This is a genomic window from Kitasatospora sp. NPDC059160, from assembly GCF_042755465.1.
In the GTDB taxonomy this organism is placed as follows: domain Bacteria; phylum Actinomycetota; class Actinomycetes; order Streptomycetales; family Streptomycetaceae; genus Kitasatospora.
In genome coordinates this window covers 1-12,449 of sequence record NZ_JBHZCN010000007.1, presented here as the reverse complement: position 1 = coordinate 12,449, position 12,449 = coordinate 1, and the positions used below count along the sequence as shown (strand labels likewise).

The window sequence follows — 12,449 nt, the reverse complement described above, 5'->3', positions numbered from 1 at the left end:
GTCGCTGTCATCGGAGGGCGGGGCGAGGCTGCGCAGGAACAGGTCGGTGGCGCGACCGGAGAACGTGCGCGAACGCCACCGCCGCGGATCGGGAGCCTTCGCCGGCCCCGGTGGGGCCGCGTCGGTGTCCGCGTCCGGGGGCGCGTTGCCCACACTGTTCGCGCCCGCCGGTGCGGGCGAAGCGGGCGGGGACGGCTGGGGATCGGCCAGGGCCGCGCTGGCGAACAGCAAGTGGGCTGGGACGTTCAGCGGCCTGGTGGGGCGCACCCGGGCCGGCAGCATCCGCCTGGCCCCGGCCTTCCTCGTCGGCACCGCCTTCCGCATGGTGACCGGCGCCGACCTCGCCGTCATGCAGCGCGGACAACTCTGGTCCACCAGCGACCCGTACGACATCACTCTGGCCCCCGGCGCCCAGGAGTACTCCGTCGAGCAGGGCGGCGAACTCGCCGCCGCCATCGCCATCGCCACCGACCCGACCAAGGACGTCATGGCGTACCTACGCGAGCAGCACGTCCCCGTCTCCAAGCTCATCGTCCTCACCCCGCCCGGCGGGCCCGCGAAGGACGGCTCTGTCGCCGACAGCACGGCCGCCAACGCCCTGGCTGTCGGTATCCGTGACCACCTGCGCGGCGTGACCCGCCCGGTCCGGCGCATGCACCTCTTCCTGGCCTGCCCGATGGGACTCTCCCTCTTCCTCGGCCACCGATGGAACCGGCTGTGCCAGACCGTGGTGTACGAGGACATCAAGGTCGACGAGGGGTACGAGCCGGCCTTCACCATCGAGGCCTGACACACAACCAGCTCCGAGTAGGGGACGGGCTGGGGCCATCGCGGTGCCCGGGTGCCGCGGCTGCCGGGCACCGGCCAGGTGGCCGTGCACGCTACTACACGCGGTGGCCGGCGCGGGCGAGCTCGCCGCGCACGTCCTGGTCCATGGCCTGGCGGACCTGGGCCGCCACCTTCTCGGCCTGCTGGTACATCGTCTTAACGGGGACCGCACCCCCCGGGCCCTTGACCTGGAGACCGTCGAAGGCGGCGGCCAGGCGCAGCAGCCCGGAGACGATATGGGCCGCGCCTTCGGCCGTGTGGCCGATGTCCGAGTCGAGGACGTGGCCGATCTCGGCAGCGGTCCGGGCCTGGCGCAGGTGCAGGACGGTGGCCCAGTCCTTCCCGCCGTTGACCATCTTGTTGGCGGCGGCGTAGCCGTGCAGGACCGCCGGCACGGTGTTCGGGCCCTTGGCGACGAGCTCCGCTTCGATGGCACCGAGAAGAGCGCCGAGAACGTCATTGGACCGCCGCCCGGGGCTGGCGGCCAGGACGGTCGACACCAGGTGGTTGGCGTCCTGCGGGTCCGTCAGATCCAGCGCGGGGTTGGAGGCTGGGGCGGGGTCTTCCTCGAAGAGGTGGGCGGCCCAGTCTTTCGCGCGCTGCTCCCTCTGGTCGCTGTCGGCGCCGGTGACGACGACGTGCTTGGGGTGCTTGTTCGCATCGACCAGCGAGATCTGTGGCGGCTAGTAGACGTTGGGAGCGTGCAGGATGACGGGGCCAGGTGACCGGCGCAGACGACTGGTTCCGAGTCGAGGTGCCGGTGGATCACGAACCGCGCCGGCTCGGGGCAGCGCTCACGGTCAGTGGGGCCGCTGCGCTGCACCTGGCAGAGCTCGGCCTGGGGGTGCGGTGATTCGACCATGTCCGCAGGGTGACAGGCCCCTGCCCGGCCAGCCGCAGCCGTTTCCGGTGGGTCCTTGCGGCTCGGCCCGCTTCCCACTGGACAGCGGGGCCGCCGGGGGCGGCCGGACGGTCCCCCGAAGGGCCGGTGGTGAGCGAAGGCGCGGGCGTTGACGACACCGCTCAACATGCTTGTACGACTTACTAAAAAGGCGTGGACGGTGTCGGTGGGGGAGGCGTAGAGTCGCCTAGCGTTTTAAGTTAGATGAATAGGCGTGGAGGTTGTGGGTGTGTTCGTGACGACCGGTCAAGCCGGGACGGCACTGGGGTGCTCGATCCCGACGGTGAAGAAGCTGATGGCCACCGGCGTGGTCCCCGGCGTACGCGAGCAGGGCCGCCAGGTGTTCCCGCTGGCCGCGCTCCAGCAGTTGCAGGCCAGGCCCGCCGCCGACCTGACCGCGTTCGGAACGGCCGAGGTCGCGGTGCTGCGCTCGGACGCCCCGGCGAAGGTGGACGAGCCGGACCGCGAGTGGATCGGCTTCGGCACCGGCCTGGACCAGGCGCAGCTGCTGGCCGCGCTGTCCGGCTGGTGGCGGTGCGACCCGGCCCGCGTTTCGGCCGGCGGAGTTCTGCCGGTGACGGTGGCCGGGTTCGTCGTCGCCGTGCTGACCGGTCTCACCGAGTGGGAGACCGACGGCACCGTCGGCACCGCAGGGCGGTACCGGTTCCCGAAGGCCAGGTTGGCCGGCTACCTGACCGACCTCACCGCCCCCGCCAACGCCGCCGACCCCACCGACCCCGAGGACGCCCGACTGGCGGGCCTGCTGCTCGGCACCCGCCTGGCGTCCGTGTCCGGCGGCCCGATCGCCTACGTCCCCACCCGCCAGACCACCACCGACCAGCCCGCCACCGAGGGGGAGTGACCCGCTGATGGACCGCAAGACGTACACCGCCGAGCTCGCCGGTCTGCGCGAGCTGCGCACCGAGATCACGGCCGCCGAGAAGCGGGTCGCGGCCGCGCAGAAGGAGCTGGACAAGCTCACCGCCCAGCGCTCGCGCCGGGTGGCCGGGCTCGCGGGGTACGAGGGCGCCCAGGCGCCGGCCATCGCGAAGGCCGCGGGCCTGTCGGTCGGCGACGTCGTGCGGATCGCCCCGCTGCTGGACCCGACCCCGGCTGCCGTCCGCGCCGCCAAGGCCGACGACCAGGCCGCCGCCGCTCCCGCCCAGGCCCCGGCGCCCGTGGCCGAGCCGGTCGCCGAGCCCGCCGTCGCGGTCGCCCCGGCGCTGACCCGCCCGGCCCCCGTGCTCGAGCAGCCGGCCCCGGCCGCCCCGGTAGCCGAGGCGCCGACCGAGGTCGAGGACCAGGCCGCCGCCGTCGAGCGGCCTGCCCCGGCCGCGCTGGTCGTCCCGGCGGCCTCGGTCGCTCCGGTCGCCGCGGTGGAGCGTCCGGCCGTTGCCGCCGGTCCGCGTGAGCTGCCCATCCTCCCGGAGGGTCCAGCCGGGGCCCGGTTCGAGGCCGTCACCACGGGCCTGGTGTCCAAGCGTCCGAACTTCGTCCAGCAGGCCCGGGCCACGGTGTTCCTGGACGCGGCGGCCGGGATGCTCGCGGTCCGCGACCAGGTTGTCCGGGTCGACCTCGGCGCCCGCACGCCAGGGGAGATCCTGGACGCCGTTCTGGCCACCGCCCCCGGCACGGAGCGCATCTACATCACGGCCGGCGCCCCGTGGCACGACGGCGCCGAGCGCTACAGCACGCTCAAGGACGCGGTCGCGGCCTGGCTGAACACCCCCAGCGAGCGGTGGACCACCGCCGTCGGCTCGGGCCGGGACAAGCTCGCCGGACACTTCGTCCACCAGCGCCAGCCCGTCGGCCGCTACGCCCCCGCGAGCGCCCCGGACAGCGCCACCACCGAGATCCGGAGCATGGGGGAGTGGTTCGACCCGGACGGCGCCGACGTCGTGACCTGCCGGCAGGCGTTCACGCTGCTGTGGCAGGCGCTGCGCCGCCACTGGGACGACGCCGTGCTGATGGGCTCGCCGAGCCAGACCGGCCGGGACCTGTGGTCGCGCACCATTCCGACCACGGGCAAGTGGGCCGGGGGTTACCCGGTGCTGTCCGAGGAGCTGCGGGGTCTGCTGCACGCGACCGGCGGGCAGGGCCGCACCGAGCTGCTCCTGCCGCCCCGCGTGCCGGAGCAGCTGCCCGCGCTGGTGGAGTACGACCGCACGTTCGCCTACGCCAAGCACCTGTGGAAGTCGCCGGTCGGCACGCCGCGCCGCATCACCGCTGCCGCGTTCGCCGCGATGACTGAGGCAGAGCAGGTCAAGGCGCTGATGTCCTGCTCGCACTGGAACGTCCGGGTCACCGTCCCGGCCGGCTGGAACCACGTGGGCCTGCTGCCCGCCCCGGTGACCAGGGACCGCGCCTGGGTCTACCCGTCCGAGCCGGGCACCACCTTCACCACCTGGGCGGGCGGCGCGGAGATCCACCTCGCCCTGTCGAACCACATCGCACCGTGGCGGATCGAGGTCCTCGGCGGCCTGCTCTTCGAGGACGGCAAGCCCTTGGATGAATGGGGCAAGCGGCTCAAGGCGGCCTGGGCGGACCTGACCAACCTCTCCAAGCTGCACGGCGACGAGCGGCAGCGGCAGGCGGCCTACCTCGCCTCCCGCGCGGTGCGCTCCGTGCTGCTGTTCGGCCTGGGCGGCTTCGCCCAGCGCCCCCGGCTGGTCTCCGGCACCACCCCGCTCGGCGAGGCGCTTCCCGCCGGGGTGGAGATCCTCGGCCAGGACGACACGGTGGTCACCTGGCAGCGGCAGGCCGGGTTCTCCCGCGACCCGTACGCGCACCCCGAGTGGGCCGCCTACGTGTGGTCCGGGGCGCGGGCGGCGCTGCTGGACATGAAGTACCGCCAGGGCAAGGACGTCATCGGCTACGCCGGCGCCCTGCACGCCAAGCCCGGCACCGTCGTCTACTTCGGCACGGACGGCATCGCCCTGACCGAGCGCCAGCCCTGGCCCTACCGGGGCGAGCCCGGCGACTACCTGCTCAAGGGCCACCTGACCGGCCCGGTCGAGTACCTGGTCAGCCAGGAGCAGTACCTCAAGCTGCGCGGCCTGGGCCGCGCCGAACTCGCGCAGAAGGGGACTGACCAGTGAGCCCGGCCGACCCGAACCAGCCGAACGAGGCCGCCCGCCTGACCCAGGAGTTGCTGGACCAGGGCTACAGCAAGCGGCAGGTGGCCAAGATGCTCGGCCGCGACACCTCGCTCGTGAGCCAGTTCTTCACCAAGGGCAAGGGCGCGAGCATGGTCGCCGCGCTGCGCCAGGTGGTCCGCGCGGTGCGCGGCGGCGAGCGGGACGAGGAGGCGTTGTCCGGGATCGCGGAGGCGAACACCAGCCGCCGCCGGACCAAGACCGGGCAGAAGGCGCGGGTGCGGGGCAAGGACACCGTCGGCGAGGCGGGCGGGTCGATGGCCGGCCGGGCCGGGAAGCAGGCCATCAAGTCCGGCGCGAGCCACCTCGCCCCGGTGGTCCACGAGACCGGCCAGGCCGGCGGCCGCCTCGCCTTCACGGTGAGGATGAAGGCCAACCAGTACGTCTACAGCGCGGGCTCGGAGAAGGACTCCGGCGGCATCCGGCGCGGGTTCATCCCCCGCGCGGACGGCACCGAGGAGCGCACCTACGGCTCCGCTTCCACCGGCGGGTTCGACGCCGCCGAGTGGTCCCAGCGGGTCGCGGACCACCACGGCGACGTGACCGAGGCGATGCGGGAGTGGCTGGTGGAGACCGGCCGCGCCGTCGAGGACGCCGACATCGCCTACCTCGAGGTCAGAGGTTGGATCCCCGAGGACCAGCAGTAGTCCGGTCGGCCTCTCCCCATCCATGACCTGGCTCCGGGGAGAGGCCGCCCGCCCCTGACCCTTCCACAGCACCGCCCGCGCCGCCCCGCCGTCTCAGCATCCGAAGGAGAAGCACCGCCGTGGAGACCACCACCGCCACCGAGGCCGACGTGCCGGCCGCGTTCCGCGCCGACGCCGGGCAGCCGGTCCCGGCGCAGCCGTCCAGCACCGCCGCGGTGAACCCGCTGCCGTTGCACTGGTTCCAGAAGGACGCCGTCGCGGCCGCGGTGCGCGAGGTGAAGGACGGCGGCCGCGCCACGGTGGTCGCGGCGACCGGCTCCGGCAAGACGCTGATCGCGGCCGGCTGCGCCCGGCGCGTGGCGGCGAAGGGCCGGGTGCTGGTGCTGGTGCCGACGATCGAGTTGCTGGAGCAGACCGCCGAAGCGTGGTCGCTGCGGGGCGGGCGCCGTGGGCTGGCGGTCGCGGCGTGTTCGCGGGAGGAGGCGCTGGAGAGCGCGGAGGCGGGCGGCCGCGTCCACGCCCAGGTGACCACCCAGGCCCCGCGGATCGCCGACCTGGTCGCCAAGGAGAAGGCCGGCGAGCCGGTCACCGTGTATGCCACCTACGCCTCGCTGGAGCGCATCGTCGAGGCCCACAAGGTGCGCGGCCTCCCGGCCTGGGACCTGGTGGTCATCGACGAGGCGCACCGTACGGCCGGTGCGGAGGGGAAGGCGTGGGCCGCGATCCACGACGACGCGAAGGTTCCGGCGAAGCGCCGGCTGTACTTCACCGCCACCCCGCGGATCGCCGACGACCGCCGCGCGAAGGACGGCCTGGCCGACCTCACCGACGCCGACGGCCAGGCGCTGCCCGTGCTCTGCTCCATGGACTCGGAGGAGATCTACGGCAAGGTCTGTTTCACCTGGACCCTCGGGCAGGGGATTGAGCACGGCTACCTTGCCGACTACCGGGTGCTCGTGCCGGTGGTCACCGACGAGGACTTGCGTGAGCTGCTGAACCTCCCGGCCGTCGCCGACCTGCGCACCCAGCGCACCAACGAGGAGCTGCTGCGCCTGGCCCTGCAGATCGCGGTGCTGCGCGCGGTCGCCGACCTCGGACTCAGGAGGGTCATCACCTTCCACTCCCGGGTCACGGCGGCGCGCGAGTTCGCCGGCAGCCTGCTGGAGGCCTCGGGGCTGCTGCCCGACGCCGAGCGCCCGGAGCGGATCTGGGCGAAGGCGGTGGCCGGCACCGACCGCCTCAAGGACCGCCGCGCCGCGTTCGCCGACTTCAAGGCCCACACCGGCGAAGACGGAGAGGAGTGCGGCATCCTCTGCAACAGCCGACTCCTGACGGAAGGCATCGACGTCAGAAGCGTGGACGCCATCTGCTTCGCGGACCCGAAGTCGAGCGTCATCGACATCGTCCAGGCCGTCGGCCGCGCGCTGCGCCAGTCCTACCGCGAAGGCAAGGTCAGCTGGGTCATCATCCCGGTCTACCTCCCCACGCCGGAGATCGGCGACGACACCGCCACCACGCACCCGGCCGAGGTCCACGACGCCGGCGAAGCCGTGAAGGCCGAGGCCGACACCGAGATCGAGGCCTCCAGCTTCCGCACCATCTGGCGGGTCCTGCGCGCCCTCGCTGCCCACGACGCCCGGGTGGTCGGCCGGATCACCGAGCTGCGCGCCAGCCGCTCCCAGGGCACCGCGCACACCACCACGACCACGGTCGCCCCCGAGGGCGAAGCCGCCGAGGCCGGGGAGGGCGAGCAGCAGCCGGCCCCGGTGGAGTCGCCGATCGAGTGGCTCAAGATCAACGCTCGGCAGCACGCCGCGCGGATCCTCCAGACCGTCAAACTGCGCGCGTTCAACCCGCGCGCGGTCGAGTGGCAGCGGATGCATGCCGTCGCGGCGGTCTTCCACCTCCAGCACGGCCACCTCGACCCCACCGACAAGACGAAGCACACCGAGCTGATCTCCTGGCTCACCCGCCAGCGCCACCTGAACGGGCAGGGCCTGCTCGATGCCGCCCGGGTGTCCGAGCTGGACGCGCTCGGCATGATCTGGTCGAAGAACGCCAACGCCTGGGAGCGCGGCGCCGCGTACGCTGCCGCGTTCCACCACCAGCACGGCCACCTGGCGATCCCGGCGACCGCGAAGCTGGACGACTACGCGGTTGGCGCGTGGATGCGCCGCCAGCGCAAGGCCGACAACCTCACCACCGACCAGGTCGCCAAGCTCGACGGCCTGGACGAGCTGTGGCGCCTGGAGCCGGACTGGAACAGGTCGTACCGCCGCCTGCTCGCCTACCTCGCCGCCGGCGGAACCCTCGACGGCCCCGCCAACCGCACCGGCGGCGAGGCAGACCCGACCTTCCGGCCCGGCACCTGGCTGCGCAAGCAGGCGGGGGCCCGCACCGAGGGCAAGCTGACCGACCACCAGACCGCGCTCCTGGACGCGCTCACCCGGCACGCCGAGACCGTCACCGGCTGACCCGCGCCCCGCAAGACCCCGCCGTCCCGGCCCACCCCGGGCCGGGACGGCTGCCCGTACCCCGCTCCCGACTTCCGGAGGCACCGCGCGATGACCGACACCACCCGCCCCGACCCCGCCGCGCCTGGACGGCTGGAGCTGGCCCTGTACAGCAGCCGGCCCGCGCCCGCCGACCGGGACCTGGGCCGCCCGATGCACGACTCCCCGCTGGTGCGCGGCGCGATGTGGCTGCGCTGGACCGGCCACGACGGCATCCGCACCCTCCACCAGGGCGCCGACCTGGCCCGCGGCTGGACCGAGAAGGACGTCGACGGCCACGACGGCTGGGTGGCCCTGGTCGACGGCCGGATCGTCCTCAGCGCCCAGCCGGGCACCCTGCCGGAGCCCGTCGTCCATGCTGAGGCGTGGGAGGCCGGTGCGACGCTGCACGCCGCCCTCGCCCAGCACCCCGCTCGCACCCCCTTCACCCGGGCCGAGGACGACGACCAGGAGGACGGGCTGCTCGGCGACGCCCGCAGCCGGGTCCGCCGCCGGGCGGCCGGGATGACCCGGGAGGACCTCCAGCAGGCCCTGCACCGGGCCCGGGAGGACGAGCGCGCCGCCGACCGGTACGCCGACGCCGGAGACGAGGCCGCCTACGCCACCGCTGCCACCGTCTGCGCCGAGTGGCAGCGCGTGCGCGACCGCACTGTCGAGACCGGGGCCGAGCACTACGACCCCGACCACGACACCGCTCTCCAGCACGCGCTGCGCCGTGAGCGCCACCGCCAGGACGTCGCCGCATGCGCCCGCGAGGCCGCCCACCAGGCCCGCCAGACCACCGACGCCGCCCACCGCAGCCTCGTCGGCACCGCCGCCCAGCCCCTCTACACCGCCCTTGACCGAGCCGGCCTCCACGCGCTCACCGACGACGACCACCAGGCCGTCCGCGACCTCACCCGCCACCTCGACCCCGCCACACTGCGCCAGGTCGCGAGCTGGCTGGAGCGCACCCGCACCGCCGCCTTCGCGCTGCGCGGCACCGAGCAGACTCCGCCCGTCCGGCCCGTCGTACGGCGCCGCCAGTTCTGACCGACCGTGCGGGCCCTCGGAGCCCGCCGCCCCTTCCGTTGCGCGCCCCAGCCGGTGACCCCGACTGGGGCGCGCTGCTTCGTCGTCAGCGCCGCTGTCCACAGCCAGCCCCGGCCAGGGTGGCGCCATGACGATGAAGAAGAAGACCACAGCGCCCTGCCAGGCCCACGCCGCCGACAGCTGGGGCAACTGCCCGGTGGCAGAGCTGCGCACCGTCCAGACACGGCTCCTGGCGCTGCTGGAGCAGTACGCCGACGGCCCGCTGAGCATGGACTACCGGTTCAGCCCGGACGAGACCACCCAGCGGGCGGTCCGCCTGCTCGCGGCCCTCCTGAACGTGCCTCCCAGAGCCGTACGCCGCCACGCCCGCGGCTCCCGCTGGCCCGCCGGCCGCAAGCTGCGCCAGGCGGTGAACCACCGGACCGAGGAGGAGTTCTGTCCCGCGCGCCTGGCCGAGCGGGCAGCGAAGCAGGCCCGCGCAGAAGCTGCGGATGCCCGGCGCCGAGCCGCACGTGCGAGCCACGGAGAGAAGTAGCTCATCCCCCACCGCGGGTGTGACCTGTTGGCGTTGTGGGGCGTGGAATGGCCTCTCTCGCTGGGTTGTCTGGACCTTTGGTTGTGCCTGTTGGGGGTGTCGGGTGGGTGGGTGGGGTGGCTGGTGTGGTGACTGTGTGTGGTGGTTGGTGGGGTCGGGGGGTGGGGTCGGGCCGGTTGGGGGGTGGGTTCGGTGTGGTGGGTTGTTTTCGGGGGTGAATTCCGTCGGGTATTCCGTCTGGTTGTTTTGGCGGATTGGTTGCCGGTGGTGTTCTGAATTCGGGCCGGAATTGTGGGGGCGGGGGTGGTGGCGGGGTGGGTGTTCGGTTTCGTCCGGGGTGGAGCCGCAGGCCCCCGCGCCGTCCCGGGCCTGCTGCGCCCTGCTCGGCCGCCGCCGTCCGGGCCGGGACCGCCGTCCCCGGTGGTCGTGCCCGCCTCGCTGCGCCGCCGTCCCGGGCCTGCTGTGTCTGCTGGGCCGCCGCCGTTCCGGGTCCGCCGTCCAGGCCGCGCCGCCGTCCGGGGCCGTCCGGGTGCCTGCCGTCGCCGTCCCGCCGTCCGGGGGCGTCCGGGCCTCGCTGTGCCGCCGTCCCGGGCCGTCCGTCGTCCTGTTGTGCCGCTGTCCCGGTTGGTCGGCTGGGTGGCCGTCAGGCCGCCTCGGGGGTGGCTCTGGTGGTGGTCCGGGAGGCCGTCCCGGTGCCGTCCGGGGGTGGCCGGTTGGCTGTCGCGTTGCCTGTCGCGCCCCCTGTCGTGTGGGGTGCTGTCGTGCGTTGTGACGTGGGCGGATACCCCTGTTCCCCTGTGTGTGGTCTGGGCGCGACAAGGGGGACAGGGTGCCGGGGTGGGGCCGCGGCGGCTGCTCGGTGGTGGCCGCCCGGTCACCGCCGGCGCAGCTGCGCGTGCGGGCCCCGGCATTCGGCCCGGGGCCCGCACGCTGGTGCTCTTCGGTCAGGGCTGGCGCTTGTAGCGGCGCTTGGCGGTGACGCCGTTGGGGCCGACGAGGTTCACGGTGAGGCCCTCGTCATCTGCCTCGTACACGATTGTCATCTCGCTGTCGCCTGCCTTGCGCTGCAGGATGATGCGGTTCCCGTCGCGGCGGGCGATGCCCTTGGCTTGGCGGCTGTTGTCGTACTCGAAGGTGTCGACGAACTCCTGGCCGAGGGTGAACTGCGTGACGAGCGCCTTGGCGGCGATGGTGCTCTTGAACGTGTAGTGGTCGCCTTCCTGTGTGATCTTCACCGTTTGCGGGTCCGAGGCCAGGGCCTCGCGGCTGGCTGTGCTGGCCCCGATCGCCTCCAGGTACTTCTCGTACCCCTCGCTGCTGGTCAGCTCGTAGGTGCCGGTGAAGTCGGTGAAAGCTCCGCCTACCATATGGTCCCCTCCATCGTGATCATGACAAGTGTGGCGCCCGGCCCGGGCACCGCACTTGTCATGATCCACGAGGACCACCGCGCCCTGGGCGGGAACAGCCAAATAGGCCCGGCGGGATGCCGGGGCCGGTGCAACGCGGTGTTGCGGTGGGGTGCAACACGGGGGCCGTGTTGCGGGTCTGACCAGGTGTTATGTGGCTGTGGGTGGGGGTGGGTGGGTGTGTTGCACTTCGTGTTGCACTGGGCTGGGCCGGTTGGCCGGCCTCGGCGGCCCGCTGCCGCCTGCCCGCGTCGCCCGGCGCCGCGCCCCGCCGTCCTGCTGCTGGGCCTGGTCGCCGTCCTGGTCGGCCGCCAGGCCGTCCTGCTGCGCCCGGCTCGGCCGCTGCTGTGCTGCCCGTGCCCTGGCGGCCCGTGCCCTGGCGGCCCGTCCAGGCCGCCGTCCTGGCCCGGTGTTCGGTTTGGTGTCGCTGCTCCGGGAATTGCCCAGGTGACGCTTGGCGGGATTTCCTCGGCGGTCTGGAACGGCGGTCGCCGTGTTGGCGCGGAGGGCCGTAGGCCCCTTTCCGGTGTGCCTGAATTCGATTTCCATCCGCTGCGCCCCGCAAGGCTTTCCGATTGCCGCCTGAAAGAGAGAGGAAAGAAATTCGCATTCTCGCCTAGAGCGCGGCTGGATAGAGCCGTGATGGACGGTTGCCGCGAGATTGCCCGTTCACGTCCCGCGCCCGTCCGGGGACCGGTAGGATAGGGCTGTACGGAAGTCGGGAAACGCCGCCGGATTCGCTTCGGATTCCGGTCGGGAGTCTGCGGTTGAGGGCCCGTCAGCCACCGCCGTCCGGGGCGCCCGTGAGGGCCCGCCACCCGGGCCGGGGAGGCCGAGCCGGACCGGGTGGCCCGGAGGTTGCTCCCGAGGGCCGCAGGCCCCGCCCCGGGGGCGCCGGATGGGCCGCCAGCCCAGCAACCAGGCGGCTGACCGGCCACCGGCCGGGACCGGGGGAGGGCCCCCGGGGGTGAGGTTGTGACTGATACCCGAAGTCCGCGACACATCGTCAACGCCGAGGGCCGCAGGCCCCGGCCGGCACCCCGCCCGCCCGGAGGGATGGGCCACTACCCGAATTCCGCGTCACATCGTCAACGCTCACCCCCGGGCGCAGCCCGGGAAACCCTGCCAGTCAATCGGCCCATAGGGCCGTGAAAACACCGGCCCAACAAGGCCGGAAAGCCGACCAGTTGACGGGCCGTAGGCCCGGAGAAAAGCCACCGGAAAGGCGGAGCGCAGCGACGCCCAACCCCCACCCACAACAACCCGCACACACCCACGAATTCGCCACCGGCGAATTCCCCCAACCACCCACCATCCGCCGAGGCGCAGCCGAGGCCACACCACGCACGGTGACGGCGTAGCCGGCACCCCCGCACCTGGCGGTGCGTCAGCACCGCCGCAGGGCCGCCAGGCCCTGCTTAAGCCGCAGGCT

General features: G+C 73.3%; 9 protein-coding genes. 7 read left to right on the top strand and 2 right to left on the bottom strand.

Annotated features, from left to right (window positions below):
• Positions 1-145 precede the first annotated feature (145 nt).
• Positions 146-790: an SAVED domain-containing protein gene (locus ACFXOZ_RS04250; protein WP_380587324.1), complete on the top strand. Its 645-nt coding sequence runs from the start codon at positions 146-148 to the stop codon at positions 788-790.
• 94 nt (positions 791-884) lie between these two features.
• Here the strand turns inward: ACFXOZ_RS04250 and ACFXOZ_RS04245 are convergent, their stop codons facing one another.
• Positions 885-1,328, bottom strand: a complete 444-nt coding sequence (locus ACFXOZ_RS04245) for a hypothetical protein (protein WP_380587322.1) — start codon at positions 1,326-1,328, stop codon at positions 885-887.
• 636 nt (positions 1,329-1,964) lie between these two features.
• Between ACFXOZ_RS04245 and ACFXOZ_RS04240 the strand changes: the two genes are divergently transcribed.
• From ACFXOZ_RS04240 to ACFXOZ_RS04215, 6 genes are all read left to right on the top strand, one after another.
• Positions 1,965-2,591 (top strand): DNA-binding protein, encoded by a 627-nt coding sequence (locus ACFXOZ_RS04240; protein ID WP_380587319.1) that lies wholly within the window; start codon positions 1,965-1,967, stop codon positions 2,589-2,591.
• A gap of 7 nt (positions 2,592-2,598) precedes the next feature.
• Positions 2,599-4,827 carry a hypothetical protein gene (locus ACFXOZ_RS04235; RefSeq protein WP_380587316.1) on the top strand — a complete coding sequence of 743 codons (2,229 nt, stop codon included), beginning with the start codon at positions 2,599-2,601 and terminating at the stop codon, positions 4,825-4,827.
• Positions 4,824-5,531 carry a helix-turn-helix domain containing protein gene (locus ACFXOZ_RS04230; protein ID WP_380587313.1) on the top strand — a complete coding sequence of 236 codons (708 nt, stop codon included), beginning with the start codon at positions 4,824-4,826 and terminating at the stop codon, positions 5,529-5,531. The genes ACFXOZ_RS04235 and ACFXOZ_RS04230 overlap by 4 nt, the downstream gene beginning before the upstream one ends.
• Positions 5,532-5,650: 119 nt before the next feature.
• On the top strand, positions 5,651-8,005 hold the full coding sequence (locus ACFXOZ_RS04225; protein ID WP_380587310.1) for a Helicase associated domain protein: 2,355 nt from the start codon (positions 5,651-5,653) through the stop codon (positions 8,003-8,005).
• Positions 8,006-8,095: 90 nt separating this feature from the next.
• A complete protein-coding gene (locus ACFXOZ_RS04220; RefSeq protein WP_380587307.1) occupies positions 8,096-9,076 on the top strand; it encodes a hypothetical protein in 981 nt (326 codons plus the stop codon).
• A 127-nt stretch (positions 9,077-9,203) separates the two neighbouring features.
• On the top strand, positions 9,204-9,611 hold the full coding sequence (locus ACFXOZ_RS04215; RefSeq protein ID WP_380587305.1) for a hypothetical protein: 408 nt from the start codon (positions 9,204-9,206) through the stop codon (positions 9,609-9,611).
• A 944-nt stretch (positions 9,612-10,555) separates the two neighbouring features.
• Here ACFXOZ_RS04215 and ACFXOZ_RS04210 read toward each other — a convergent pair.
• The gene (locus ACFXOZ_RS04210) at positions 10,556-11,047 is read right to left on the bottom strand and encodes a lipocalin/fatty-acid binding family protein (protein WP_380587302.1); all 492 of its coding nucleotides are present in this window, start codon (positions 11,045-11,047) and stop codon (positions 10,556-10,558) included.
• Positions 11,048-12,449 lie beyond the last annotated feature (1,402 nt).

Excerpts from the sequence above, each read along its gene's own strand:
- ACFXOZ_RS04215 (WP_380587305.1), top strand. The coding sequence starts at position 9,204 with ATGACGATGAAGAAGAAGACCACAGCGCCCTGCCAGGCCCACGCCGCC.
- ACFXOZ_RS04220 (WP_380587307.1), top strand. The coding sequence starts at position 8,096 with ATGACCGACACCACCCGCCCCGACCCCGCCGCGCCTGGACGGCTGGAG.
- ACFXOZ_RS04235 (WP_380587316.1), top strand. The coding sequence starts at position 2,599 with ATGGACCGCAAGACGTACACCGCCGAGCTCGCCGGTCTGCGCGAGCTG.